The sequence below is a fragment of the Staphylococcus gallinarum genome (assembly GCF_029774255.1).
Classification (GTDB): Bacteria; Bacillota; Bacilli; order Staphylococcales; family Staphylococcaceae; genus Staphylococcus; species Staphylococcus gallinarum.
On record NZ_CP069082.1, the window covers coordinates 2103198 to 2127931 of the forward strand.

Annotated in this window: 32 protein-coding genes; 16 read left to right on the top strand and 16 right to left on the bottom strand. The window is 28.5% G+C overall.

From position 1 onward, the window contains the following. Positions 1-318: 318 nt before the first annotated feature. The 5 genes from JN168_RS09935 (at position 319) to JN168_RS09955 (ending at position 5277) form a co-directional block, all read left to right on the top strand. Entirely contained in the window at positions 319-744 is a 426-nt protein-coding gene (locus JN168_RS09935; protein ID WP_042739730.1) for an organic hydroperoxide resistance protein, read from the top strand. Between the two features lie 1146 nt (positions 745-1890). Then, positions 1891-2418, top strand: a complete 528-nt coding sequence (locus JN168_RS09940; RefSeq protein ID WP_279525850.1) for a GNAT family N-acetyltransferase — start codon at positions 1891-1893, stop codon at positions 2416-2418. Positions 2419-2676: 258 nt separating this feature from the next. Then, the gene (locus tag JN168_RS09945; RefSeq protein WP_042739728.1) at positions 2677-2928 is read left to right on the top strand and encodes a hypothetical protein; all 252 of its coding nucleotides are present in this window, start codon (positions 2677-2679) and stop codon (positions 2926-2928) included. A gap of 579 nt (positions 2929-3507) precedes the next feature. Continuing rightward, positions 3508-4803 carry a CitMHS family transporter gene (locus JN168_RS09950; RefSeq protein WP_042739727.1) on the top strand — a complete coding sequence of 432 codons (1296 nt, stop codon included), beginning with the start codon at positions 3508-3510 and terminating at the stop codon, positions 4801-4803. Between the two features lie 234 nt (positions 4804-5037). Then, a complete protein-coding gene (locus JN168_RS09955; RefSeq protein WP_042739726.1) occupies positions 5038-5277 on the top strand; it encodes a hypothetical protein in 240 nt (79 codons plus the stop codon). A 7-nt stretch (positions 5278-5284) separates the two neighbouring features. Here the strand turns inward: JN168_RS09955 and JN168_RS09960 are convergent, their stop codons facing one another. Next, complete coding sequence (locus JN168_RS09960; RefSeq protein ID WP_042739725.1) at positions 5285-5500, bottom strand: YozE family protein; 216 nt, start codon at positions 5498-5500, stop codon at positions 5285-5287. 522 nt (positions 5501-6022) lie between these two features. Beyond that, positions 6023-6229, bottom strand: a complete 207-nt coding sequence (locus tag JN168_RS09965) for a TM2 domain-containing protein (protein ID WP_042739724.1) — start codon at positions 6227-6229, stop codon at positions 6023-6025. 336 nt (positions 6230-6565) lie between these two features. Between JN168_RS09965 and tsaT the strand changes: the two genes are divergently transcribed. From tsaT to vraX, 6 genes are all read left to right on the top strand, one after another. Beyond that, positions 6566-6751, top strand: a complete 186-nt coding sequence (gene tsaT, locus JN168_RS09970) for a type II toxin-antitoxin system toxin TsaT (protein WP_042739723.1) — start codon at positions 6566-6568, stop codon at positions 6749-6751. Positions 6752-6917: 166 nt separating this feature from the next. Beyond that, positions 6918-7175, top strand: a complete 258-nt coding sequence (locus tag JN168_RS09975; RefSeq protein WP_042739722.1) for a hypothetical protein — start codon at positions 6918-6920, stop codon at positions 7173-7175. Between the two features lie 297 nt (positions 7176-7472). Continuing rightward, positions 7473-8429 carry an arsenic resistance protein gene (locus JN168_RS09980; RefSeq protein WP_279525851.1) on the top strand — a complete coding sequence of 319 codons (957 nt, stop codon included), beginning with the start codon at positions 7473-7475 and terminating at the stop codon, positions 8427-8429. 125 nt (positions 8430-8554) lie between these two features. Next, a complete protein-coding gene (locus tag JN168_RS09985) occupies positions 8555-8686 on the top strand; it encodes a hypothetical protein (RefSeq protein WP_257044437.1) in 132 nt (43 codons plus the stop codon). A gap of 314 nt (positions 8687-9000) precedes the next feature. Continuing rightward, a complete protein-coding gene (locus tag JN168_RS09990) occupies positions 9001-9177 on the top strand; it encodes a hypothetical protein (RefSeq protein ID WP_162846374.1) in 177 nt (58 codons plus the stop codon). A 1019-nt stretch (positions 9178-10196) separates the two neighbouring features. Continuing rightward, complete coding sequence (gene vraX / locus JN168_RS09995; protein ID WP_157946389.1) at positions 10197-10361, top strand: C1q-binding complement inhibitor VraX; 165 nt, start codon at positions 10197-10199, stop codon at positions 10359-10361. A gap of 217 nt (positions 10362-10578) precedes the next feature. On the opposite strand, the gene JN168_RS10000 is transcribed toward vraX, so the two are convergent. From JN168_RS10000 to JN168_RS10015, 4 genes are all read right to left on the bottom strand, one after another. Further along, positions 10579-11013, bottom strand: coding sequence for a GNAT family N-acetyltransferase (locus JN168_RS10000; protein ID WP_279525852.1), 435 nt, complete (start codon positions 11011-11013; stop codon positions 10579-10581). Between the two features lie 83 nt (positions 11014-11096). Next, positions 11097-11483: a VOC family protein gene (locus tag JN168_RS10005; RefSeq protein WP_042739719.1), complete on the bottom strand. Its 387-nt coding sequence runs from the start codon at positions 11481-11483 to the stop codon at positions 11097-11099. Positions 11484-11621: 138 nt separating this feature from the next. After that, entirely contained in the window at positions 11622-11804 is a 183-nt protein-coding gene (locus JN168_RS10010) for a hypothetical protein (protein ID WP_042739718.1), read from the bottom strand. A gap of 55 nt (positions 11805-11859) precedes the next feature. Next, the gene (locus JN168_RS10015) at positions 11860-12666 is read right to left on the bottom strand and encodes an alpha/beta hydrolase (RefSeq protein WP_042739717.1); all 807 of its coding nucleotides are present in this window, start codon (positions 12664-12666) and stop codon (positions 11860-11862) included. 175 nt (positions 12667-12841) lie between these two features. Between JN168_RS10015 and JN168_RS10020 the strand changes: the two genes are divergently transcribed. The 3 genes from JN168_RS10020 (at position 12842) to JN168_RS10030 (ending at position 15677) form a co-directional block, all read left to right on the top strand. Next, on the top strand, positions 12842-13108 hold the full coding sequence (locus JN168_RS10020) for a zinc ribbon domain-containing protein (RefSeq protein ID WP_052495447.1): 267 nt from the start codon (positions 12842-12844) through the stop codon (positions 13106-13108). A 346-nt stretch (positions 13109-13454) separates the two neighbouring features. Beyond that, positions 13455-14885, top strand: a complete 1431-nt coding sequence (locus JN168_RS10025) for a YfcC family protein (RefSeq protein ID WP_229367062.1) — start codon at positions 13455-13457, stop codon at positions 14883-14885. 435 nt (positions 14886-15320) lie between these two features. Then, positions 15321-15677, top strand: coding sequence for a DoxX family protein (locus JN168_RS10030; protein WP_042739715.1), 357 nt, complete (start codon positions 15321-15323; stop codon positions 15675-15677). A gap of 84 nt (positions 15678-15761) precedes the next feature. On the opposite strand, the gene JN168_RS10035 is transcribed toward JN168_RS10030, so the two are convergent. The 6 genes from JN168_RS10035 to JN168_RS10060 all read right to left on the bottom strand — a co-directional run bounded on the left by JN168_RS10035 (position 15762) and on the right by JN168_RS10060 (position 20153). Beyond that, positions 15762-16301, bottom strand: coding sequence for a YdhK family protein (locus JN168_RS10035; RefSeq protein ID WP_042739899.1), 540 nt, complete (start codon positions 16299-16301; stop codon positions 15762-15764). Positions 16302-16514: 213 nt separating this feature from the next. Continuing rightward, positions 16515-17048, bottom strand: a complete 534-nt coding sequence (locus JN168_RS10040) for a CHAP domain-containing protein (RefSeq protein WP_042739714.1) — start codon at positions 17046-17048, stop codon at positions 16515-16517. Positions 17049-17340: 292 nt separating this feature from the next. Then, positions 17341-17871, bottom strand: coding sequence for a hypothetical protein (locus tag JN168_RS10045; protein WP_042739713.1), 531 nt, complete (start codon positions 17869-17871; stop codon positions 17341-17343). Positions 17872-18010: 139 nt separating this feature from the next. After that, a complete protein-coding gene (locus JN168_RS10050; RefSeq protein WP_229367060.1) occupies positions 18011-18643 on the bottom strand; it encodes an esterase/lipase family protein in 633 nt (210 codons plus the stop codon). A 160-nt stretch (positions 18644-18803) separates the two neighbouring features. Then, positions 18804-19529: an esterase/lipase family protein gene (locus JN168_RS10055; RefSeq protein ID WP_071225806.1), complete on the bottom strand. Its 726-nt coding sequence runs from the start codon at positions 19527-19529 to the stop codon at positions 18804-18806. A gap of 309 nt (positions 19530-19838) precedes the next feature. Then, positions 19839-20153, bottom strand: coding sequence for a hypothetical protein (locus JN168_RS10060; protein ID WP_229367059.1), 315 nt, complete (start codon positions 20151-20153; stop codon positions 19839-19841). Positions 20154-20567: 414 nt separating this feature from the next. On the opposite strand from JN168_RS10060, the gene JN168_RS10065 reads away from it, so the two are divergent. Next, positions 20568-20795, top strand: a complete 228-nt coding sequence (locus JN168_RS10065) for a hypothetical protein (RefSeq protein WP_107513475.1) — start codon at positions 20568-20570, stop codon at positions 20793-20795. Positions 20796-20911: 116 nt separating this feature from the next. Here the strand turns inward: JN168_RS10065 and JN168_RS10070 are convergent, their stop codons facing one another. The 3 genes from JN168_RS10070 to JN168_RS10080 form a co-directional block, all read right to left on the bottom strand. Beyond that, on the bottom strand, positions 20912-21397 hold the full coding sequence (locus tag JN168_RS10070) for a DUF2798 domain-containing protein (protein WP_232139406.1): 486 nt from the start codon (positions 21395-21397) through the stop codon (positions 20912-20914). 224 nt (positions 21398-21621) lie between these two features. Further along, entirely contained in the window at positions 21622-22044 is a 423-nt protein-coding gene (locus JN168_RS10075) for a VOC family protein (protein ID WP_279526277.1), read from the bottom strand. Between the two features lie 345 nt (positions 22045-22389). Continuing rightward, positions 22390-22734 (bottom strand): DUF4260 domain-containing protein, encoded by a 345-nt coding sequence (locus tag JN168_RS10080; protein ID WP_279525853.1) that lies wholly within the window; start codon positions 22732-22734, stop codon positions 22390-22392. Positions 22735-23207: 473 nt separating this feature from the next. Here JN168_RS10080 and JN168_RS10085 point away from each other — a divergent pair, with 473 nt between their 5' ends. Further along, complete coding sequence (locus JN168_RS10085; protein ID WP_279525854.1) at positions 23208-23507, top strand: TM2 domain-containing protein; 300 nt, start codon at positions 23208-23210, stop codon at positions 23505-23507. Positions 23508-24521: 1014 nt separating this feature from the next. Here the strand turns inward: JN168_RS10085 and JN168_RS10090 are convergent. After that, a complete protein-coding gene (locus JN168_RS10090; RefSeq protein WP_279525855.1) occupies positions 24522-24686 on the bottom strand; it encodes a hypothetical protein in 165 nt (54 codons plus the stop codon). Between the last annotated feature and the right edge of the window lie 48 nt (positions 24687-24734).

The window sequence follows — 24734 nt, forward strand, 5'->3', positions numbered from 1 at the left end:
CCCTTTATAAGATAATTAAAATTATTGTATAACAAATTTTGAAAATAACACAATGCCAAGTTATTATTTTCAGCAGAATCAGCAATACATAACACATTTACTGCGCTATTCATTTCATACCACGATAAAGTTATTTATTACAACTAGTCCCGTTACATAACCTGAGTCATTTCTGCCTATAATACACTCCAATTTGATGGTATATGCATATTGCATCAACCATATTAAAATTTATTTTATAATGAAAACGAATTCCTATGGTTTAAATTTTATACAATGGGTAGACATAAGAATAAAGACCTAAAGGAGGTATTTTAAATGGCAGTAAAATATGAAACGAAAGCAACAAATACAGGTGGACGTAATGGACACGTTCAAACTGATGACAAAGCAATTGACGTAGCGGTAATTCCACCAGCTCAAGCTGATGCTGAAAAGGGTACAAATCCTGAACAATTATTCGCAGCAGGTTATGCGTCATGCTTTAATGGTGCATTTGATTTAATTTTAAAACAAAATAAAGTTCGTGGTGCAGAACCAGAAGTAACTTTAACAGTCCGTTTAGAAGACGATCCTGAAGCAGAAAGTCCAAAATTAAGCGTCTCAATAGATGCAAAAGTGAAAGATGTATTATCACAAGAAGATGCTGAAAAGTATTTACAAGATGCACACGACTTTTGCCCATATTCAAAAGCAACACGTGGCAATATTGATGTAGATTTAAGTGTTGAAGTAGTAAAATAAGCACTTAATATAAAATCAAAAGCGTCTAAGAAACAAATTTCTTGGACAACGATAAGAAGGCAATTTCTATTGAAATCATATAGAAATTGCCTTTTTAATATTCATTTAGAATGATAAGACATCGTTCCATGATGATGTTTGAATTCATTTGTTTTATTGTCAGAGATTATTTCAATGATTGTATTAACATAGCATGACATATCATTTAAAGAAATATGTATTGAAATTGCCATTGGCAGCATAAGTTGAAAAATGTCATAATCTTTATATTTAAGACACCTCGTTAAATTAACTTAGTAGTGATTATCAAATTATATGAAAAGGCCTTATTTTATTAAGTATATTTTAACGTGAATTTTTTATTAAATCGACGTATTTTGGCGAGACTCCTGTGGGAACAGGACAAGCTGAAGACTACAGGCTGAAGCTGTCCCCTAGGAAAGCGAGCCTATAATTTATAATATTGAACATAAAACAGTAGATAAGAAAAATGGATATTTCATGATTTACATTCTTATAAAAGTTTAACATTTGTATTTCAATATAAAACATTATTTTTTGCAGTATGTTGGCGAGACTCCTGTGGGAACAGGACAAGCTGAAGACTACAGGCTGAAGCTGTCCCCTAGGAAAGCGAGCCAACAATATGTAATATTAAAATAGCACTCAGATAAATTTAATTCATTCATCTGAGTGCTATTTTTCTAGGATTTTTGTCCCAAAATCTTTTTTGTTCAAATCTTGATTTCTTTTTATAAACCATCAAATAAATATTAGAATCTGTCATCTTTATCATTTAAGATAAAATAAGTAATTAAAACCAAAAAAGCAATCAGGACAAGAACGATTAGCGAAACAACTATTGTGATAATTGACGTCACAATCTTTGCCCTCTCTTTCAAATATGTATCTCACCACATTATATCATAATTTTTATATATAAATGAGTTCTAAAAAAATTCAACTAATTACATTTACACATTTTATAATTGATAGATTATTTTATATTCAAATTAAACGTACTACTAACTTTTCATAAAAAATCAAAAATAGTATTGCTCAAATAAATTTTTTCCTTTAATATTATAATAAAATTATCAAAATATTGATTTAAGTTTTTACTTCAAATATTTAGGGGGCCTTTTAATGAGAAACGTTCGTTATTTGACAGTTGAAGATTTATCGATTTATTATTCGCTTTTATTGCAAGGCATCCATAAAAAACTTGAAGTATACGCGTGGAAATACCAGAATGAACACTGCATATCAAAAAATGTACTCACCGATATTCTAGATATAAATAACAATCATCATAACGTAATTGGTGTGTTTGAAGGTAGTGAATTAGTTGGTGCCGCGACTTTAATTCATGATCAATCTTATGGATTAACTCACAAAGCTATCATAGAAAATTTATGCGCTAACGGCTCAGATCATGAAGAAAAAGAGCAAATCGCAGAAATATTGATGGAACATTTATTTCAAATTTGTAGAGAAAAGAAAATTGAAATATTATTAACTTCTTTAATTTCTAACAATATTAGTGGCAAAGTATTTTTTAGCCAGTTGAATTTTGAAACACTTGTACTAGAACATCATGCTAGAAAATATGGTGAGCGTTATGTTGATGAACATTGGCTAATCTATAATTTTTTAGAGAACGAACAAGAATAATTTAGCAATTGAACCGTACTACATTGTTGTATCGTATGAAATTTATATAATTTATGGAAATTGACGTCTTTTTCTGTATTGAGCAGTTTAAATGATCCTACATACATTTCAAACCTTTTATAAAACTTTTTTATAATTACTTGCAATTACATTTAGAACCAAATATCATTTTTAGTGAGTACGTATAACACTTTTATTTAAGTTGAAATTGAGTAGATATTTTCATTCATCTTTTAAATATTGAGAGGACTGAACAAGTTGAAATATGCAACAACATTATTGTCATTATTTTTATCATTAATTACACTTGCAACACCATTACTCGTTGTAAATAAAATATTAGATGGTAATTTATCAATCATTGCAGGCGGTTTATTTATATTAGGTGTATTGTTAATCAATATTTACGCATGTTTACGTGGTGATCGTATTGCTAACATATTTGCAATGTGTGTGAGTATTTTCTCTTTCATATTATTGTCATTCCCATTATGGAATTCGTTAATTTAATAATTAACACAGTTTCATATATTTAATACATAATGTATTCATATCAAAATAAAACCTGACATTTTTAATAGCATAAAACAAAAATTCAAGAAGAACGCCAATCCTTTACAATGATTCAATCAATCTATAGGGTTGGCTTTTTCTATATTAATAACGGCATAATGTATCATTCGCTAATATAAAGAGATAGCTCAATTCCCCTTGCCCTTAATACTCCTTCTACTCTCTTTGGTATTTTAAATATTGTTAAACATTCATCTGCGCTGATTATAGAAATATGCTACCTCCATATAATTCTATTGGTTTTAATCCATTTATCATCAGCTATAAATTGAATGGTGCCTCCCCTATTAGCTGTCTATAACTAATGTTCACAACTACTTATTAAAAATTAGTTTTATTGAATTATCCCTCAAGCAAACCATCTAAATAGCATAACTTTAACTAATAATTATTTTTGAAATACTGTAGTTATATTAACAATTCTTAATTTAAATAAATTTTTTCAATTTTATAGCAATTTTAATTTTAAAAATATTCTGAAAGCGCTATAATGATAAAAATAAGGGGGATTAATATATGAATTTAGCTATTTTAGGTTTCGTCATGATTATTATCTTTATGATTCTTATTATGACACGTAAAATGTCAGCCTTAATTGCGTTAATTGTTATTCCAACAATTTTTGCACTTATCGGCGGATTCTATGCGGGCATAGGCAAGTTCATGCTTGAAGGAATAGAAACAGTAGCACCAACTGGTATTATGCTTACTTTTGCTATTTTGTATTTCGGGGTTATGATTGATGCTGGTTTATTTGAACCTGTTATTAATCAAATTATAAAAGTTGTTAAGGGGGATCCTGTAAAAATTGCATTTGGAACCGTCATACTTGCTTCAATGGTTGCATTAGATGGCGATGGAACTACAACTTTTATTATAACCGTTACCGCAATGATGCCTTTATATAAGAAAATTGGCATGAGTCTTTACACACTTTCGACTTTAGCACTGTTATCAATCGGTGTTATGAATATGTTACCTTGGGGTGGACCTACTGCGAGAGCAATTTCTTCATTACAAGTAACAACGGAAGAAGTATTTATACCTATTATTCCAGCTATGGTTGCAGGTATAGTCTTTGCCTTTATTGTCGCTTATATTTTAGGTAAACGTTCAAGAAAATTTATCACATCTTATACTGACATCGATTTAGATGATGTCACTAAAACTGATACTAAAGAAGAATCATTACTAAAAAGACCAAAAATGATTATTCCCAACGCTATTCTTACAATTTCATTAATTATCTGTTTAATTATTGGATTATTACCAATTCCAGTATTATTCATGCTTTGGTTTGGCGTAGCTTTATTAGTAAACTATCCAAATTTAAGTATTCAAAATTCAGTAGTCAAAAAACATGCTGGCGATGTACTTGCAGTAATCAGTTTAGTATTCGCTTCAGGTATTTTTACAGGAGTTATGAATGGTACGAAAATGGTAAATGAAATGGCAAATGCCTTAGTACATATCATTCCGGATGCAATGGGTAATCACTTCGCATTAATCACAGCTATTCTGAGTGGGCCATTTACATACTTTATGGCAAATGATCCATTCTACTATGGTGTCCTACCAATTTTAGCAGAATCAGCACAGCAATTTGGTATTTCAAAAGTTGCAATGGCTAGAGCATCAGTGCTTGGTCAACCACTTCATGTGCTAAGTCCTTTATATGCTGCTGGCTATTTACTTGTAGGTATGCTAGATATCGAATATGGACAAAACCAACGTATTGTAATTAAATGGGCTATTGGTTCTAGCTTATTTATGATACTAGTCGCTTGTATACTCGGTATCATTCCTTGGTAATTTAATATGAAACCTAATAAAACCTGAAACAGCAAATTAGCTATTTCAGGTTTTATTTTTATGTGTCATGGAAATATAATAAATAATAGTTTTACGTTTCTTGAAAAATATAAATAATTGATGATATCGTTCAAAAATACATTTTATAATAATTCTATTATAAAAACAGTTTTAATTTGTAAACACTTGGGTAAAACTTAACGTACAATTTACATTATTAAGGAGTGTTTATTTATGGAACCGCTTGGTGAATGTAATTATATTAACCCTTCTACTATTTCGCTTGATTGGGAATGCTTTGTAATAAGTAAAAGTGATATGGAATTAGATGGATTGCCTCAAGAACTTATTAATAGTTGGATGGCTCAAAATATAATTAAACCGTTCTCTATCAGAAATAACGAAATTAATTTCAAAACAACTGATATAAAAAACGCTTTAGAACAACAAAACTGGTATTATGCACCAAATTAAATAATGATTATGCACGATTAAGATTTGAATTATACAAACTTAGTGCTCTGTTAGCAGTTGCTAAAAGTTGTTGATCGATATAGTTACGATAAAAATAAGCATGCAATTCATTGTAACAAGTCGCTTGTTTTGGAAAGTTTTTATCTCCAATTATATTGTGTGCTAAGAATCCTAAAGGTGTATTATCTTCTTCAAAGCTAATTACAAAATCATAGAAAGTCATATGCCATACCTCATCAATCTAATATATTTTATATCGTTTTTATATAAATCTTTCGTTCATCATATCAAAATATTCAAATTTGTCTATCGTGTATAAATTACCAAATTTTGATTTTAAAGCCATTCAACCTTTATGTTACGCCATTTTAAATGTAACTGTTAATTTTGTTAAAATTAGTTATAATTTTAGTTAACATAACTAACTATAACGCCAACTGATTTATCGTTGGCGTTTTTTGGCCTTTAAATTTATATTAATACTATTTAGACACTTGCTTATTAATGTCTCATCATGCTTTAATGACTACGTATTGACAGGAATATAAATATTACGAACTTAATTAGCTAGAATAGTAATCTCTGTCCAATTATAACTTATCAAATTAAAAGAGGACTCATCTCCACAATAAATGGATGAGCCCTCTAGTTTAGACTATGAAGTTTATAACCTGTATTTGTTTATTAAAATGACAAATTTACCTTCCATACTTAAGCGAATGATTAATTAAATAAGCATTTTTTATTAAACTAAAACATTTCCATTTTGATCAGCAGGTTTAAATACAGTAATTATTGCACCAATAATTGCAAGTACATGTGGCACGCCAGTCCAACAGAATACCAAGAATAATAAGCCCATTCCCGTTTTTCTAGCATAAAATTTATGAACTCCGAAACCACCTAAAAATAACGCTAAGACAATATAAATAACTTTGTTTACTTCATTCATAATAAATGCTCCTAACATAAAATTGATATTTTTATTATATATCATCATGCTTAATTAATTAAATATTTAACATCGCATTACATAAAATAACTATGCATCATTTTAGTAGTGAGTATTAATTACGATTGTGGTCTTCAATTATTTAAAGTGCGTTAAAAGGTTAATACGATATATATTATAAAACAGTGAACATTTCAAAATGACACTATTGTAACAATGTATTTAGTGATAAGATGAATTTGTTAAAAAATATTGAAATAACCATTTTAGGCGTCATACTCAAAATATACGTCTATCAAAACTTGATTTTTATACAAATAGAGGAGGTTTTGAGTTTTGACTCTACATTTTATGATTGTATTTTGGCTTTCAGTTATCTTTCTAGTTAGTGGTATAGCTTCACTTATAGCATACAAAGTGCGTGGATCAAAAGAAGCAAAAGAATCACTATTAGGATTAACAGTTATTTTGCTTGTCTTTGGTGTTGTAGGCATCCTTTTTGTTTTAATTTTTGGTCATTAATAATAACGCTAATATTCTAATAATCATCATAATATTAATGGTGATTGTTAGAATATTTTTTTATTTTATCAACCTATATATTTAAATTTAGTTATTAGTACAACCTCGTTATTTCGTTTATAATGTAAATAAGTAGAAATCAAAACGGACATAAGGAGGTTTACACTTGAAGTTAACCTATTTACCACAGTGGAAAGTTCAAAATAACAGTAAAAAACAATTCGTTATTCAAGAGGATGAAACTTCTATTTCAATAGTTAGTCCAATTAATGAATACGCCATGGGAATTTTGAGTCAAGTAACATTTTCCACAACAAATGGCGTGGTCACCGAAACAACTGTTGAGAATAACAGCCCCGGACTATTTGTATCAGTTAACCAAGAAAATAAGATAATCACTATAGACGATCAAAACGAAAATTAACATATCAAATTTATTCAACACAATGGTTTTATTTATTTTTATTCCAATATATTTTGTGCCATAACTAAAGATAGGTGCGTGATGACAATGAAATTAATAAAAAATCTTTTATTACTCGTAACAGGTATTTTAATCATAAGAGCACTCTTGTTAAGTATCGATAATTCAAATAACGATTCTATAGAAAATAAAGTTATGGTACAAGACAAAAAGAAATAAAAGGTCAGTTAAGCACACAACGTTCAAAATGATAAATTGATAGTTGTGTGTTTTGTTTTTAATTTAAGGAGTTAAAATATGAAAAATTTTATAGAACAACGTCAAATTTATATCTATCTATTATCACTTGTATTCGCTGCTTTACTAGGATTATATATTCCAAATTTTACAAAATCATTTGAACCTGCGATTTCAATATTATTGACGCTACTTATGTTTTTCATGTTTTCTCAAATCCCCTTTTTTAAGTTTAAGGGCAGATTAATTTCTTTTAAATTTATAATTGCACTTATTTTCTCAAATTTTATATTAATACCCATATTTGTTTTTTGTTTAATTTCTGTATTCCATATTACGCATACAGGTATATTAATAGGACTTTATTTAGTATTACTTGCGCCATGTATTGATTATGTGATTGTGTTTACTGCATTAGGTAAGGGTAATGCGCAATACATGTTAATGTCTACACCTATATTACTTATATTACAAATTATCTTCTTGCCTATTTATTTAACTATATTTTTAAATCATATAACTATACCATCGATTACGTTACAACCATTTTTACATACTTTCATAGCCTATATTTTAATACCACTAATCTTAGCTTTGATATTACAATGGACTAGTATAAAAAGTACTAAAGCACAAAAGTGCTTACACATTACTAATTGGTTTCCTGAAATAATTATGGCACTAGTCTTATTCGTAATAGTAAGTTCACAAATCCAAAAAATCACATCGCATCTAACTATTATATATATGATTATTCCTATTTATATTATATATCTGTTAATCGCCCCATTACTTGGATATTTAAGCGGAAAACTTTTCAACTTAGAAATTAATACCAATCGCACTTTAGCATTTAGTTCTGGAACCAGAAATGCACTTGTGGTCTTACCAATAACCTTTGCACTACCTAATAATATTTCGAATGTCGCAACAATTGTAGTTGTTACACAAACATTAGTAGAACTATTAGGAGAAATAATCTATATCAAATTCATACCAAAGTTAATCCGTCAATAAAATTAAGCGCAATTCAAATTCTATCCATAAAATATATATAGTTTTAAACATATATAAAAATATACCTAGAACAACCTTTTTTGGTATAATTATCTCAACGCATATCAAGCAAAGGAGATTATATAATGAAAAGGTTCTTGTTAATGTTATTAGGTGTCGGTTCACTATTCCTATTAGTTAAATTGGCAGCTACTATTAGTTTTATTCCTGAAGATGACTTAGAAGAAGATGAAATAGAGAGTAATGCAAACCTATAAAGTACATTTCCAAAAATTATTATATTCTTTCAAACACTTAGCTAAATAAGGCTATATACAACATCCAGCTATTTTAAGGTTCTGTGTATGCTTTGCTAAGTGTTTTTATTTTGTTACTTCATTCACCTATTTAATAAATCATTTTTCCATAGCAAATCTAAGTATTTAGCGCTATTTTGAAAACGTATCATTACCAATTTTTACTAAAATACTATAGAATAGAATGAAGATGAAATTTTACACTTACCTCAATACCGTATAGTTGTCGCTTGAATCACTTTGCAGATAAGTTGATAGTAAAATGAGGTGATATTATGCATATCTTAAGAAAAATATATGAAGATGAAACACCGATTTTTTATATAAAAACCGATCTAGGATTAATAATAAAGGTGAAATCACATAACCACCTTTCCGAAGAAGAGACTACTCAATTATTAAAAGATGTTGCACTAAATATGGATGAGAAATTAAAAAATAATATAGAATAATCAATGAGATAACTATCATTTCAACGTTAATCATTAAAACTTACGGAATTACACAGTTTGCATTTATGAAAAGTGTTCAGTCTGTCGTTTAGTTAACACCAACTGAATATATAATAAATTACAAATTCAAATAACTTGGTAGAAATTAAATTGTTATACTATCGTAGTACTTCCAAAGAAACATTTAATTAAACAAATTGAAGCAACGCATTACAGTTTATAAAAAATTATGAAAACGTCAATTACTATAGGTTATATCCCTGTGTATTAGTAATTGACGTTTAATATTTATGGGATTATTTCTACTAAATGATTTACAATTTATGCGGTATCATTTTCAGGTATAAGTATTCCAGTTTGCATTGGTAGAGTAAATTGAGACATGTAATAATTTTTATACTTAAGATAACTCGTTAATATAGTTTAGTGGAGTTTATTAAATTATACGAAAAAGTGTCTTATTTTTTGTAGTAATAACATATATGAACTTCGTATTGTTTGTGAAACACCTGAGGGCGTGGGATGATTGTCGAGACCAAGGACCGACACATCTCTTTAGGTAAGCGAGCTATAACAATACGGAGTATTGATATAAATAAAAAGCCCATCAAAGATTTTAATCCTTGATGGGCTTAATGCTGGGCATTTATGTCCAGACACTTTTTAAGAAAATATAATTCACACAAAAGTTTGGAGGACTTCTAGTGCTTAATATAAATTTACCCATTTTCATATTATAAAAACACAAATATATGCATTTAATCAAAAAAAGATTTCCGTTTTATTAATTAACCGTTTGAAAATTTAATTAATATGATATAAAAATATAATCCTACTCAAAAAAACTAATAATTCAATACATACTGTTGGAAAAGAATTAACTAAAAAGTTATCCTATAAGAGAGACATTAATAGTTTGTTTTATTTAATGTATGATTTAAGCAATTCGTATCATTATCTTATGACACATTAATCATGATTGATTTGACATAAGATTGAGATAAAAAAGGGATGATGGAATGGAAATACTACGTAAAGTATATAAAGACGACGAGCCGGTTTATCACGTTAAGACAGACAAAGGATCTGTAATTCGAATTAAAGGGTCAGACGATCTAACAGAAGAGGAAACACAAGAGTTACTTACATTAGTTTCCCAAGATATAGATAAAATGACAAAATAATTCTATACAGTTTCTTAATAAATTAACGACTCATATAAACATAAACTACGTCTCACAAAAATAGCTTTTACAATTTAAGGGGGATAAAGTATTTTACTTTATCAAAAATAATTACTATTAATTTAGTCTTAATAACTATTAACTTTTACAAAAACAAGCCACCTATTGTCATTCATTTCAATGAATATCAACTAGGCGGTTTTTATTTTTTATTCAATTAGAATGTGAGTTCTAACGAAACATGAGGAATACCATCTTCTAAATAGCATTCTGACACACATTTAAACCCAAATGATTCATAAAAATTTTGTAAATGTGCTTGTCCCGAAATTTTAATTATGCCACTTTTATACCGCTTCTTGATTTCATCAATTGTTTGACGAACAATCTGTTTACCATATTGTTGCTTTCTATATTTTTCAGTTACGAGTACGCGACCAAAACTAATATCATTCTCACGCTCAATAATTCTAGTATACGCAACTAGCTTATTTTGATCTTTTAACATAACATGAAGTGCATTTTCATCTTCCTCATCAACTTCTTGATAGGGACAGTTTTGTTCAACTACAAACACCTTGATTCGTTCCCTCATCATATCTATGAGTTCAATTGTTGATAAATGTTGTGTATTTACAATTTTATATTCCATAAGGTTACTCCTAACAAAAAGTACTAAGTCATTGTTTAAAAGTTAACTTAGTACTTTCTACATGTTATTAATTTCACTACATCTTATTGTTCAATGATTTGAATTAAGTTTCCACAAGTATCATTAAAAATTGCCATTTTTATTTGATCAACTTCCTTTACTTCTGTGTGAAATTGAACATCTTTGTCCTTTAAATCTCGTTGGACTGCTTCAATATCATCTACACCAAACATAGTGACAGGTATCCCCGCATTAAACAATCCTTCTTGATAATTCTTAGCAATTGGACTTGCATTAGGCTCCAAAACAACCTCTACGGGATTTGATGAGTTTGCTTCTTTAACCGTTAACCATCTATAACCCCCGCCTACATCCATATCATTAACGAGTTCAAATCCTAATTTTTCTGTATAAAATTGCTTAGCTGCATCTTGGTTTTCTACAAAAATACTAGTCGCTATTATTTTCACAATTATCCATCCTTATATCAGTATATTTATATTTAACATATATCCATTATGCATAGCTTAACACTTCATTTAAATCATTTTATAAAAATAGTTATTTAAATTTTAAAGTATATACATCAATTTAAGTTATACTCTAAATTAAGACTTAAATACAATCGTAATAAAGTAGTCTACACCTTCCACACTATTCGTCACTAACGGCGTAACACTTATAATTTCAGCTGTATCTGAAGTTAATATACGTTCTATATATTGGTTCACACGTTCATCAAACGCCTCAAAGCTTTCCTCATATTGATTATATAATGTCTTTATTTTCAATAAAAACACCTTCCCTTTATGATTTAATTTAACACTTAAATGAAGCTCATTATGATTACAATTTGCTATTTAACCAATCAACAATTTCTGCAAATATACTTAAATTATATGAACTTTCATTAAATATTTCATGCTGTAATCCCTCATATATATGAATGGACTTTTGTTCAGTACCTATTTCTGCAAATAATTCAAGGGAATCTTGATAACTTACTAAACCGTCTTCTTTCCCATGTAAAATTAATATTGGATATTTAAATTCACTTGCATGTTGTTTCAAATAATCCACACCATCTAATAATGTATAGATTAATCCCATAGAAATTTGTTTAGCATTTAAATCATCATCTTTATATTTTTCTATAACTGTAGTATCTGAGCACACACCTTCACCTAATTCATTGGCAATATATGTTCTAGTATTCAATTGGCGATCAGGTTGACCAAATAGTGGTAAATTATATCGCGTCAAAGCACCTGATGTAATGATACCATCAACTTTATTTGCTTCTTTCGTTCCAAATAAAGTGACACTATAACCACCCATACTATGCCCAATTAAATAGACTTTCTCTTTAAAATGTTGCTTCACATAATCCACTACTGCAGATAAATCTTCAATAATTTCATCAATTCTACTATAAAATGTTGGTTCTCCACCAGATCTACCATGTCCACGTTGATCAAATCGTATAACATTAAAATTTTGTTCATTTAAATAATTCGTCAGTTCATCATATCTGTCCAAATGTTCTGCTAAACCATGAACGAGAATAACATTAGCTTTCGCTCTTGGTACATCATTAACCTTTGTATAGATATTAGTGCCATCTTTTGACTTGAGATATTTTATATAATTCATTTTTTCCTCTCCTTTCTTTATTTTTTGCTATTGTAATAAAAATAAATGATGCTACTTCTGTTTCATCCTTTATTTACCATTACAACAGATTATTAAACAGTTGACTTTATTTATTTTTTATATTTATATAGTTTATAACAATATAAATATTTGTATGTAAAAGGGAGCGATTCAATTGGCTAAAGTTAAACTTTGTCAAAGTTGTGGAATACCATTAGATGATAAAACACCAGCAGGTACTGAAAAAGACGGTTCATTATCCGAAAAATATTGTCATCACTGTTATCAAAATGGTGAATGGACTTTAAATTTAAGTTTTGACGAAATGTATGAACATAATCTAAAAAAATTTCAAGAATCAGATATGAATAAATTCCAAAAGTTTATTTTAAATAAAATGTATACCAAAAAATTCATGAAAAAATTAGAACGTTGGCAATAATTAACAAATACATTTTTATCTTCACGCTTTTAACCGTATGATGTTTCTCAACACTTCATACGGTATTTTTCATTCCTTATATGCCCCTTATATTCTGCTCATAGCATTAACTTATACACAATTTCAATACTACGTTAAAGATTTCATCCAGTTACTTTGTAATATAAAGAAGATGTATTTTATATTTTAAAACTTTTAATAAGAACTATTTACATCACATATTTGTAATTTGCATTGTATATTTAGACAAAATAATATTCTAAATTTTCAGAATTTTACAATTTAATTTATACAATTCCATGCTACAATAAATTTATTTTATATATACAAAGGGGTTGTATAGTTATTGGTTAAACAAAAAAATAATACAGAACGAATAACAAAGAAAGCTAAAAAATTTAATATGCCGCATATTTATGTCATTTTATTTATCTTTGGTGTTATCGCAACAATCTCAACATATTTCATTCCTTCTGGACAGTTTAAAAGAATAAAAGGACCTGAAGGACGAGAGATGGTTGACGCAGATTCATTTCATTTTATTTCCTCTAAACCAGTAGGAATAGTTGATTTCATTTCTATAATTCCAAAAGGTTTAATAGAAGCCGGTGAAATTGTCTTTTTCACTTTAATTATAGGTGGCATGTTTATGGTGTTAAGGAAAACAGGTATTATCGAAATTGCAGTAGATAAATTAGCACGTCGTTTTATCAATCAAAGTGTGTTAATTATACCAGTACTAACTACTGTATTTGCGATTGTTGCTACACTTATTGGAACTGCCGAACTCTCTCTCGTATACATACCGGTTATAATTCCATTGATTATTGCATTAGGTTACGACTCAATCACAGCAACTGCCATCGCTTTGTGTGGTACAGTGGTTGGATTTACAGTTGGCGTGTTAAATCCGATTAATACTGGCTTAGCACAAAAACTTTCAGGAATTCCTGTATTTTCTGGAATCGGACTAAGAATTATATTATTTATCGTAGTATTAGCAGTCACAATTATGTTTATCATGCGATACGCACAAAAAATTAAAAATAAACCAACTTTAAGTTCTGTTTATCACGCAGATATTGAAAAACGTGATCTTTACCAAAACATTACTAATCAAGAACCAATAGAAGCTACAAATAGACAAAAATGGGGTATCGCAGTCGTCCTTCTCTTTTTTGTTATTTTAGTGTACGGTGTTATTTCACAAGGTTGGTTTATGATCGAAATGGCTGGCTTATTTATCATTATGGGAATCATTGTAGGATTAGTGACTGGTCTTAGTACACAGGCTATATGTGAGGCATTTAACGAAGGGTTTAAAGATGTACTGATGGGCGCAATCATCGTTGGCCTAGCCCGCTCCATCGCAGTTGTTTTAGAAGATGGCAAAATAATGGACACTATTGTTCATGGACTGGGATCAGTAATTGATGGTGCTACACCAACAATTGCAGTAGTCGGCATGTATGCTGTACAAGTAGCAATTAACTTTATTATTTCTTCAGGTAGTGGTCAAGCATTGGTAACTATGCCTATTATGGCCCCTTTAGCAGATATGTTAGGTATTACAAGACAAACCGCCGTTCTTGCATTCCAACTTGGCGATGGTTTCACACATATATTTTACCCAACGAGTGGTTACTTCATGGCCGCTTTAGCTATAGGTGGCGTATCATATACTAAATGGATTCGCTTTTTCTTTCCATTATTTATAATTTGGGGTGTCATTTCAATTATCACATTAATAATTGCCCAATTGACAGGGTGGTCGTAATAAAGAGGACAGTTTACCAAGAGAAATTTTAAAAATAAATATAAAAATATGACCAGTAAATCTGTGCTATGCTTCCTTCAAAGTAAGTACAAAAATATGAAATTATTAAGGAAACATATGATTTATAAAGCAGTTTACCGGTCATTTTACTTATAAATGTTAACGCAGATTGCTCACAATTACTATGCTATAACCAAGTCTATTGTTGCCACCCAAATGCTTTTATATAATATTCACTTGCATACTCCATAGTTATATATCCTTATACATGTTATTTTTAAAACGTGATTTTTAGTAAAATCCTTATCTCATACTTTTAAAAGCATTGCTTTATATATTTAAAATAAATAAAAAGCGCTTTCACAAAATAATTTCCTACTATTTCAATATAATTTATCATATAATATTAAATTATAAAAAGGAGGTCAATGTAATATGAGATTTGGAATGTTACTTATAAGGTTAATGTTAGGATTAACATTTATCATACATGGTAGCCAAAAGGTATTCAGTGGTTTTGGTGAACCAATGCATATGATGCAAGGATTAGGATTACCAGCATTTCTCGGTATACTCTTAGCTTTATTTGAATTTATTGGTGGTATTCTTATCATTTTAGGAATTCTAACAAACTATATTGCTCTAGGATTCATTGTAATCATGTTAGGCGCATTATTTACAGTTCATTTATCACAAGGATATATGGCATCAGAATTTGTCATTACATTATTAATAATGAGTATTGCAGTAGCTACTTCATATAATTGGAAAAAGTTCTTCCAATTTTATTAATTCACCTGATATAAAATAAAAAGAGCTATGAAGAAATCTATGTTGATAGACTTCTCTATAGCTCTTTTACAGTTAAAAAATGTCTTATCTAGATTCAAGTTCGCTACCGATCATCCATTTATGATTTCTTATCCATTTATCATCAGTTGTTGACTTATAATCTATAACATAAGCAGTTGTTTTTTTAACATTATCAATTTCTGCTATCGCACCCTTCATTCCAGCCATATGATCCGCTTCTAATTTCACAGAATCACCTTTTTCAAACCCATGTTGTTTTGCATTTTCTATTTCTTCATTAACAACCCATTTATGGTTTTTCACTTCTTTTTTCCCATCTTTTGGTTTATAAGTTACTTCATAGACATGCGTTTTATAAGCAGCTTTAACTACTCCTTTAGCACCTTTCATTCCTTTCATGTGATCACTGTTAACTGTGACTTTATCACCTTTTTTAAATTTAGCTTTATCTGTAGTCTGCATACCATCTGGCAAATCACCTGCACTACTTTTATGTGAAGTATGCTGTGATTCCTTTGTTTCATCTGCTTGATCATTACCTGTAGAACATGATGACAGCAATATAGCTGCAGTAAAAGATACTGTAAGTAATTTTTTTATCAAATCAATACCACCTTTCATAGTTTTCATTATGTTAACATCATACAACACATACCCCTCTATGGTATACTCAAACATTAAATGTATGACTATATTCACACTAGAATAAAATAATAAAAAAATAGTCCAACGCATAGACTAGCTATGAAATGGACCATTAAGCAATAATATATTATTAAATAACCTCTTTTTTTAATTATCATGTTGTTTACATTCTTACTTTTGATAATGTGGACGGATAAACCACATCTCAGATTCATAATCATGGACGACTTTATGTGCAACCTCAGTCTTATCAGCTCCTCCACCTTCCCAATTTTGATCTAATGATTCAAATTTCATATAATTACCATCATAATTGGCATCCGTAACAATTGCTGTATGCCCTGCTCCATTGCCATAATTTTCATTAAATACAACTATATCACCAGGTTTAGCTTTAAAATCATATGTATTTTTATATACCGTAGCTTCACCTTCAAAATTATTTTCTGTAGGAATATCTTTTGCATAATCCCCTTTCAATCCATGACCAAATAAGTAGTCCCACTGCTCATTCACCAAATCAAAACACTGCCAACCATATTCATTATCATAATCCCAACCCTTACCCTCAAGTGATTGAGTATAATTCATTGATTCATCATGTGACATTGTCGTTCCAGCTGATGCTGTGTGTATATTAAATATAAAAAATATCGACGTTGCTAACATAAAATATGTAAAAAACTTTAAAATATATTTTGTCATTATTTGTCCTTTCATATCTTTGCAAATTACTACAGAAATAGAGTGCATCCATCTCACAAAAAATTAAAATGAATATTATTATTTCTATTTCTACAATAATATATCATATGAATTTTTCTACGATATTACACTTACGTGAATTTCATTTTAATTATTTTTATATTTTTGTAATATAATTATCAATACTTAATTAATAATTATTAAATTATTTTAACTATTCAATTAACAGTCATTATATCGAATAACAATCAAAAGACGGGACGCAATCCGTTGATTGCACCCCGCCTATTAATTATTTATTTACAAATTGTAATTCATAGATACTTTTATTTGAATATGTGTTAAACGTACTTAGTTTGCCTTGTAATATTAAATATTTTTGCTTTCTACTTACATTGTGATAATAGGATAACTTAATATTAATATCAGATTCATAACCATTATTTTGGATTGTACTTTCTAATTCATCAAATACATCCTTATTGATTGGTAACAGATAACCTTCTTTGCTCGGTAAAATATTAACAAATTTTTCCTGAATAACGTGTTCTTCTCCTAACACAATCTTTATATTAATATGCTTTGCAGCACCACCACCAAGATTGTACAACTTTAAATAATCTTGATGATCTGATTCAGTCGTAGTCGTATTTTGCATAGATAATTCATTATTATGATTTAGCGTTAGGAAAACTTGATTAAATCCTAATACTGGAATAAAGCCAATTCTCATTTGATATAATTGAAGTGAAACAGATACAAAATAAAATAAAGCCATAATAAATGTTCCAATAGAACCTATTGCAGAAATAATATTTATCATTAAATTGCTCCTTCTAAATTAATATTGGGAGACAGAAGTAGGACAATTATATTAACATATCTAAATTTATAATAAAATAATTAATATTGAATCCACTCTTAAAGTTTATTTAGCTTAAATCTCAATTTATCTAGTGTAACTAATTCGTATTCATACCGTTACCCTCTAACGCATATTTAATATGCTGTTTAACCGTGCTATTAAATAACAAACTAATATGGTCGATTTTAGTTAATATAATATTTTTCCCACCTATTAAATATGATAATTGATTGGGCACTACGCCATCTGTTCGACTATAAATAGAGGTATACAAAATCTTATGTTGCGAATCTGTTCCAGGTATTGCAGTATTTGTTGTTAAGCCATTAGCACCACCCAACGTAACAACATTAGCTACATTTTTGCCCCCATCCAAATTCTTTATGTAGTACATGATATTCTTTCCACCTAGACTATGACCTACTAAATCAACTTTATTAGCTCCTGTCTCATGTTGTACTTGTTTAACATATTTTGAAATTTGAGGTCCATTAACCTTATTATCACCAGATTTACTATTTAAATTGATTGAGTAAAATTGATTCCTATTCCAGCCTTGAGTGTATAAATAATTTTGTATACTATGAAAGTTATATTGTGTTCCCCCAAATCCATGAACAAACACAATTGGATTATGATGTGTCTTTGCCTCTACCGAAGTCATTTTACTCATAATGCCAAACATAAAAACACTTACTATAAGTAACATAACTAATTTAAATTTTTTCATACTATTCTCCTATTAGCTTTTAACATGAATTTAAATAAAAGGGCAACTACACAATGTGCATGCCCTAAATACTTATTAAAGATAATATACCTTAATAATTTATATACCCATTCATCCTATTTCAATGCAATATATAATTAATCAAATATAAATTGAATAATTAATTATCACTTAACGAATGCGAACTAATATTAAAACTAATAAAGTTAAAAAATGAAACTATACCTTTTTGCGTTCTTTTACTATTCAATTTTAAATTGGTGTTTACGCCGTCTCCATTTAACCCCTGCTTGATATAACTTTTAACTTTTGAATTATTGAGCAATCCTAAATGACTGATACCAGAAACTTGGATATTTTTTCCTCCTGCCAAATAAGACAATTGTGAATCTACAACACAATCCGTTGAGCTATATATAGAGGTATATAAGATTTTATGTCGTGCATCAGTGCCTGTATATGCAGTATTAGTCGTTAAACCATTAGCACCACCTAATGTTATGACATTATCTACTTTATTACCGCCACCTAAATGCTTTATATAATTTAACGTAGTTGCACCACCCATACTATGTGCCACTATATCTACTTTTTGCGAACCCGATTTTTGTAATACTTGATCTACAAATCTTTTCAACTGAGGACTATCCTTTGAAATATATCCCTCATTATTTTGAAAATTTATACCATAAAACTGATGCTTGTCCCAACCATTTGCCGCTAAATAACTTTCAATTTTATCAAAATTATTAGACGCACCTCCAATTCCATGTACAAAGACAACAGGATTGTGATGCGTACTTGCTTTAACATTACGATTGCCACCAGGAAATATAGTAAAGATAAGTCCAAAAATCATTGCTAAAATAATAATTTTCTTCTTCATACTTTGTTACTCCTGAAATGATATATACAAATATTACACTAATTTTTTTATACAATCAATAGTGATTTCTTTATTATTATTAACTTTTTTAATTTAAAATACTTTAATTAAATTATTGTTACAATTTTTACAATAAAATTTATTCAACTGTAATAATTCTTAGTAACATTTCAAGTTTATTTCAATTTTCAAAATCTAAATCACAATCTCAAATTAACTATTCATACAAATACTTAGTAATAAAAAATCCCAAATTATCAATTGTCATATCAATAATTTGAGATTACTTTAATTATTAGAAATAGTATATTACTGTTTTATTTTTTTCATAATATCATTTGGAACATCATTAATTTTTACAGGTTCAATTTTTAAAATAACACCTTTATTATCTCGATATTGAACTTTCAAAATATCTCCATCTTTTGCTTTTTTCCATTCAGTTATTTCATTTAATGTCGTAAGATAACGATCATCTTTAGAATATAACCAAACTTTTGATTTTGATTTATCTACTTTTCCGTAATATGTCTCTGTTTTGTTGAAGAGCATAATGATACATGCAAAATATGCAACTATAAAGATTATTATGCTAGATAAGATAATGAATAACCATTTTTTCAATTTTATCAACTCCACTATTTCTTTTAGTAAATGAATTGATAGTATAATTAAAATATTTAACAATGTCATAGTGCTATAGACCTAATAAAATAAAAGTAAAAGCTTTTATAGATATAGTCGTATAACACTTAATAATTGCAAAAAATTAAGTTGCACACATAATTAAATTAGGATATATTATAGCTAGGCTCGTCAAAAGCCTACAACATAACACCTGCCTCTAGTAATTACTAGAGGCAACCCTTGTAACGAATATTGTCACTAGAGTCCTTGCTCTAGTGTTTTTTTTACAAATAATTTATATTACCGCTTATTGATTTTCTTTTTTATTAAAACGCAATTTCTTCAATGTGTAAGTAAAAACAGTTAATATGGATAATATAGTAGATTATAAATTTGAATGAGGTTGTAAAAATGGAAAAATTTGGTTTATGGATTAGAAGAATCGCTATCTTAGCATTAACATGTTTACTCATACAAGGCGTAATACGCATGATTATGCAATACTTTGGCTGGCCACCCTATGATAAGCCTTTACTCATTGTCGGTGCAGCTATGGTTTTATTAAGCGAACTTATAAAAAACAAAAATCTAAACCTACTCGTATTTGCCATTGGCTTTATACTCGTAATCATTGCATAAACATAATTATCCCCAGGCTAATAGTGCAGCCTGGGGAGATTTTTTAAATTACTGATTCTCATTTTTAAGTTTGGCTATTTGCTAAAATCTATACATAACTCACTTCAATAATAAACCTATTGTTCCGTGATTATTTTATTATTTTTAATATAATTTATAAAAATATAACGAACTAACGGCCCCATAATTATTATTTGTAAAGGTAACGCAAATATTACATTTTTCGAAAATACACTCAGATAATCTAAAATTACAGCATTAGAGTGAATGCCATTATGGATATAATCTGAAATCAACCCATAAATTGACATACAACCTGCCATACCCAAAACCATACATATGGAAATTGCTAAAATTTTATAAATCTTTTTATCTGATTTTGCAGTTAAATACAACGCCACCTTCTTTGCACTAGGCCCTACAATAAACAAATCTAAAATATAAGCTAAAACAAACGCAATTATAAAATTATATACAACCTCTAGAAAACTAACTTTTGTGATAGTTTCACTTATACATAAATTATATATTGTCATCAAAAAAACCATACCAAAACACATTATAAAGCCAAACTGTAAACTCTCTTTTTTTGTCGTTGGCATATTAATCATCCTTTCTTAGTCACATGTACTCAGTATAGTGACTAAGAAAATGCTTCGTAAGTGAACATTTTGTGAATAAATCAATTAGATGCATAGACTAAAAAATCTACTATGACTGCATAATATACTCCATTTTTCTACTTCAAGGTCAAATCTAATTTCTTATCTTTATTAAGTATACTGAATGTAAAAGTAGTCAAACATTCAATAGATAATAGTTATTCTTAGGGTATAAAAACGTCAATTTCACTATAATTTGGATAATAATAGCCATTAGGAATTGACTGTAATTCAATAAGTAAATTCCAATTTGTTTTTAAATAAACACTACTACTTTCATCACTATCCTCATATCTTGAGTTATCATGTTTTTCAGATAAAGGTATAGCACCAGCATCACGCGCATCATTTATAGCTTTATCCATATTTTCTACAAATAGAGAAATATGATTAAAACCTAAATCCACTAATTTTAAAGGCCCGTCTTGCAAATCACTTACTATTTCAAACATTTCAATATTTGCACTATTACCTATTACAATCATTCTTTGCTTTACAATTTTACTGCCTTTAGACAATCCTAACATTCTTTCAACCTCTTCTCCCTGTCTTGGATCATCATCATAACTCAATCCATCATATGCAATCTTTGCACCAAATGCATTTTAAAAAAACTCAGTAGCTTCTTCTATATTGGGTACAGTCAGTCCCACATGATTAATACCTTTAATATTATTTGCCATAATTAACACCCCATTCATTATCATAAAATAAATCCGGTCTTAAACAACTACTCCTCATGTCGATCAGGTTATTTTTAAAAATATTCATTAAACCCTTTTTTAATATCATTTATCAATGATTCGATACCCATTAAATTAGAAAATGTACTCATAACAAATCTAGTTATATTGATTAATATATCCATAAATTCTACTCCTTTATATTTTGATTACTGGAGTTTAAAAGTACAAAAATCTTTTCAACTTATTTTAGATTTTCTGAATTGTTGTTTTTTCAAAATTAAATGCATATTTTAAACCAAAACCAAAAGCTCTATCCATGCTAATGTGAGCTAACCAAATCAAAGCTATTTGCAATATCAATGCTTCTTGAACCAAAAAGAAAATTAAAGTTATAAAAATAGGAACGATATAAGTATGACCAATATTATAAATTCTACTCCCTATTTCTTTATTTATTAAATAACCAAACATAAAAACATCTGGAACGAGCAATAACAAAAGAAAAATTAACAAGGAATAATCAAAAATTAAATAAACACAGAGCGTTACTAAAAATACAGCTGCATTTTCTAACCTAATAAAATTGCTCAACAAATCATCTCCTTTTTAATATATTGCCCTAAATATATTAAATTATTCTTAATGTTTCCTAAATAATAAATAAGACATTCGCATTATGTAAATAATTTGATGTTTCAAAAAAATTAAGCACCCAACCATAAGTTGGTTGAGTGCTTTTTAATGGAAGTGGTGAGAATCATTATAGTTATAATTAAAATATTAAAAATCAATTCGAAACATCGGAAATTGTGTATAATTTTATCACTTATATATTTATTGATAAGTATTTATTATCACACTTCAAGTTAGAATATAGTACAATTTAATTGTAGTTTTAAAAAATCACTCAATTATATTAATTAGTATTCTTACTAAAACATTATTTGAAGAATATCTAATACATTTTTCTCGCCAACGTGTATTTGAAACATAAAAATTTAGATATTGGTTGGTTCGAAAACTATACGTTATACACAAATAATTACAAAAAAGGAGATATACTTATGAACTACAATTTGAAGGAAAAACTGTCACAAAAGGAATTATTAATTTTAAATAGTGAAATGGAGAAAAAACGAAAAAGCAAAGGCGCTGCAGTTGCTTTATGGTTTTTCACTGGTGGGATTGGCGGTCACAGATACTACATGGGTGATATTGGTTACGCTTTAGGAATGACTTTCACATTAGGTGGGTTCGGACTTTGGACATTAATAGATGTATTTTTATTCCCTCAAAGAGTCGACCAAATTAATGATCAAATTGAGCGAGATATCGCTATAAATCTTGGATTAGGTAGAGATTAATATAACTAGTATTTAATACTAATTTCAAGGGCAGTCCCAACTGCCCTATATTTTTTATCTTGTTTAGGAGGAAAAATTATTGCTATAACCATTAATTTTTGCAAATAGTAAGACACGTATAACTAAGCAGTGTTGTAAATTTATATAGACGTTATCAATATGTCAATCATTCATACATAAATCGTTAAATTTACATTTGCACTGTCCTCTATAGTTAGGTGCTAAATTTGTAGGTAAAAAACACCAACAAACACAGAGATACAAAGAATCATTAAAAATTTTAAATCAGACATAAATTACTCCCATTTTTTAGATTAATAAAAATTATTGCTTTGTCTAACTTTTGTCAATACATTTAGCACTCCAAAATATAAAAATCAAGGATAAAACCGTGAAGATAATAAACCAAGTATCTAGATGATTTTGATTCATTTGCTTATAAGCAAATAATGCTAAAAAAATACCTAAAATTATTTGTATGATAGCCAAAAACCACTTCAAAACAACCATTCCTTTTCAAAAAATATTATTATTATCGCTTTATTGATGTTAAATTTCGTAATCCTTAACCCTCAATAAAGTTCATCGCCATAAATGCATCGTCTACTTTTTGTTTCTGACCATTTTTAATACAAATACATATAGAGTCATATGTATTACAAAAAAACCACCCTGTGACATACGTAGATGGTTCAATATTTAATAACAAGACAAGAAGAAACTTGTCTTCAAAAAATTCCTAAATCCCAAAAGTAAAATCCTATTTCTAAATAAAATAAAGTATTAAAACTATGATTATAGAAATTGGAATTATTACTTTATCAGCATTTATCATAGATTCAGATAATCTTTTAAATTCTTTATCTGATGATTTATTTATTTTTAACTCAATATACTTTTTCCCAAAATAAAAAGCTGGAAAAGTATAAACTAATAAAAAGATTATTAGTATCGTTAAAAGCATATAAGAATCTCCTTCAAGCTCAATAAATTTTCTCTGTATATATGTGTGGTCTAATCAAAGAAATTCATTACGGTCATAATAAAGGTTAATAAACAAGCAATTAATATGACTAACTCACCTTTTTCCGTCTTTTCATTCCCTTGTCTGTATTCTCTCATTACAAATAACCAAGAAAGAATAACTAAAATTCCTAAAATAATACTTATAATTTTCATTAATTCAGTCACTCCTTTTTTGGAAACTTTATCATATTAATTGTCGCT

Excerpts from the sequence above, each read along its gene's own strand:
- JN168_RS09935 (WP_042739730.1), top strand. The coding sequence starts at position 319 with ATGGCAGTAAAATATGAAACGAAAGCAACAAATACAGGTGGACGTAAT.
- JN168_RS09940 (WP_279525850.1), top strand. The coding sequence starts at position 1,891 with ATGAGAAACGTTCGTTATTTGACAGTTGAAGATTTATCGATTTATTAT.
- JN168_RS09950 (WP_042739727.1), top strand. The coding sequence starts at position 3,508 with ATGAATTTAGCTATTTTAGGTTTCGTCATGATTATTATCTTTATGATT.
- JN168_RS09955 (WP_042739726.1), top strand. The coding sequence starts at position 5,038 with ATGGAACCGCTTGGTGAATGTAATTATATTAACCCTTCTACTATTTCG.
- JN168_RS09960 (WP_042739725.1), bottom strand. The coding sequence starts at position 5,500 with ATGACTTTCTATGATTTTGTAATTAGCTTTGAAGAAGATAATACACCT.
- JN168_RS09965 (WP_042739724.1), bottom strand. The coding sequence starts at position 6,229 with ATGAATGAAGTAAACAAAGTTATTTATATTGTCTTAGCGTTATTTTTA.
- JN168_RS09980 (WP_279525851.1), top strand. The coding sequence starts at position 7,473 with ATGAAAAATTTTATAGAACAACGTCAAATTTATATCTATCTATTATCA.
- JN168_RS09985 (WP_257044437.1), top strand. The coding sequence starts at position 8,555 with ATGAAAAGGTTCTTGTTAATGTTATTAGGTGTCGGTTCACTATTCCTA.
- JN168_RS09990 (WP_162846374.1), top strand. The coding sequence starts at position 9,001 with ATGCATATCTTAAGAAAAATATATGAAGATGAAACACCGATTTTTTAT.
- vraX (WP_157946389.1), top strand. The coding sequence starts at position 10,197 with ATGGAAATACTACGTAAAGTATATAAAGACGACGAGCCGGTTTATCAC.
- JN168_RS10000 (WP_279525852.1), bottom strand. The coding sequence starts at position 11,013 with ATGGAATATAAAATTGTAAATACACAACATTTATCAACAATTGAACTC.
- JN168_RS10015 (WP_042739717.1), bottom strand. The coding sequence starts at position 12,666 with ATGAATTATATAAAATATCTCAAGTCAAAAGATGGCACTAATATCTAT.
- JN168_RS10030 (WP_042739715.1), top strand. The coding sequence starts at position 15,321 with ATGAGATTTGGAATGTTACTTATAAGGTTAATGTTAGGATTAACATTT.
- JN168_RS10040 (WP_042739714.1), bottom strand. The coding sequence starts at position 17,048 with ATGACAAAATATATTTTAAAGTTTTTTACATATTTTATGTTAGCAACG.
- JN168_RS10045 (WP_042739713.1), bottom strand. The coding sequence starts at position 17,871 with ATGATAAATATTATTTCTGCAATAGGTTCTATTGGAACATTTATTATG.
- JN168_RS10050 (WP_229367060.1), bottom strand. The coding sequence starts at position 18,643 with ATGAAAAAATTTAAATTAGTTATGTTACTTATAGTAAGTGTTTTTATG.
- JN168_RS10055 (WP_071225806.1), bottom strand. The coding sequence starts at position 19,529 with ATGAAGAAGAAAATTATTATTTTAGCAATGATTTTTGGACTTATCTTT.
- JN168_RS10065 (WP_107513475.1), top strand. The coding sequence starts at position 20,568 with ATGGAAAAATTTGGTTTATGGATTAGAAGAATCGCTATCTTAGCATTA.
- JN168_RS10070 (WP_232139406.1), bottom strand. The coding sequence starts at position 21,397 with ATGCCAACGACAAAAAAAGAGAGTTTACAGTTTGGCTTTATAATGTGT.
- JN168_RS10085 (WP_279525854.1), top strand. The coding sequence starts at position 23,208 with ATGAACTACAATTTGAAGGAAAAACTGTCACAAAAGGAATTATTAATT.
- JN168_RS10090 (WP_279525855.1), bottom strand. The coding sequence starts at position 24,686 with ATGAAAATTATAAGTATTATTTTAGGAATTTTAGTTATTCTTTCTTGG.